2 protein-coding genes are annotated in these 1,540 nt (G+C 47.1%); both read right to left on the bottom strand.

All coding sequences use genetic code 11. The features are described from left to right. Nucleotides 1–154: 154 nt before the first annotated feature. Complete coding sequence (locus tag ACQY6I_RS22990; RefSeq protein WP_428243945.1) at nucleotides 155–1,123, bottom strand: aspartate carbamoyltransferase catalytic subunit; 969 nt, start codon at nucleotides 1,121–1,123, stop codon at nucleotides 155–157. Continuing rightward, a partial coding sequence (gene pyrR / locus ACQY6I_RS22985; protein ID WP_428243943.1) for a bifunctional pyr operon transcriptional regulator/uracil phosphoribosyltransferase PyrR occupies nucleotides 1,120–1,540 on the bottom strand: 421 nt, incomplete at its 5' end. The genes pyrR and ACQY6I_RS22990, both read right to left, overlap by 4 nt.

The raw sequence follows: 1,540 nt of genomic DNA, 5'->3' as shown, positions 1-1,540 counted from the left end.
ACGAGCCTGTTGCTGGCATCGATAGTCTGATCTGCGACAAAGTCAGCTGGAGGCTGCCCAATAGCAACAATGAGCTGGCCGTCAATGAATACATCACTAATGCTATCCATTGCACTGGCAGGGTTAATTACTCGACCATTTTGAATAATGATTTTCATTGTTCGTTTTCCGAGCTTGAAGCAATCATCGACATCACTGCCATTCTAACTGCAATACCAAATGTTACCTGCTGAAGAATGACAGACTGGTTGCCATCCATGACACTGGATTCGATTTCGATGCCTCGGTTGGCCGGGCCCGGGTGCATCACTATAGCATCGGGCTTTGCCAGCTTTAATCGATCAGAGGTTAAGCCATATTGCTGAAAATATTCTTTTTCGCTGGGTAGTAAAGCTCCCGTCATGCGTTCTTTCTGTAATCTCAGCATAATCACCACATCGACATCTTTCAGTCCCTGATCAAAATCATGGTAAACCTGTACACCAAGCGTTTCGCAGTCTTTGGGTATCAGGGTTTGTGGTCCAATGACTCTCACCTGACCAGTGTTGAGAATATTCAGCGCATGGATCTGCGAGCGTGCAACACGAGAATGTTTAATGTCACCCACAATAGCGACCGTCAGATTTTCGAACTGTTGCTTATGTCGGCGAATAGTGAACATGTCCAGCATCGCCTGAGTGGGATGGGCATGTTGGCCATCGCCTGCGTTTAACACGCTTACCCCAGGCCGCACGTGCTGAGCAAAAAAATGTGCGCTGCCGCTGTCCTGGTGACGAATAACGAACATGTCTATTTGCATGGCTTCCAGATTCTGGATGGTATCCAGTAAGGATTCTCCTTTTACTGTGGCCGAGGTGTTTATGTTTAAATTCAGAATGTCGGCAGAAAGCCTCTGGGCGGCCAGCTCAAATGTGGAACGGGTGCGTGTGCTGGCTTCAAAGAACAGGTTAGCGACGGTTTTGCCGCGCAGGATGGGTACCTTCTTAATGGTTCGATCCGTAATCGAGGTGAAAGATTCGGCGGTATCCAGTATATCGTTGAGAATGGATTTATTAAGGCCTTCGATGCTCAGAAAGTGTTTGAGCTTGCCGTCTTGGGTCAGTTGCAGGTTTTGATAGCTCATTCAGTCGTTAGCTGCTGGATGGTGAGTTTTAAAGGTTCTGGCCCTTCAAGCTTGATATGTTCATTTTTGCTCAGTGTGACAGTTTTTGCTACATAATCGGCCTGTATCGGTAGCTCTCGATCGCCTCTATCAATCAGGATTGCCAGTAATATCCTGTCTGGTCGACCATAATCGAATATCTCATTCATTGCTGCACGAATGGTTCGGCCGGAGTGTAAAACATCATCTACCAGTATGATGGTTTTTCCATCAATATCGTGGGGCAGGCGTGAGGGTTTTACGGTGGGGTGCAGGCCGATTTTAGTGAAATCATCACGATAGAAGGTGATATTGAGTTTGCCAAGCTCGGTGTCTGGATTGAGCTGCTTATGAATTTCGCGGGCTATCCAGTAACCGCCGGTTTCTATCCCAATAATA

The organism is Gynuella sp., from assembly GCF_050297175.1.
Taxonomy (GTDB): domain Bacteria; phylum Pseudomonadota; class Gammaproteobacteria; order Pseudomonadales; family Natronospirillaceae; genus Gynuella.
This window is presented reverse-complemented; position numbering and strand designations above follow the sequence as displayed.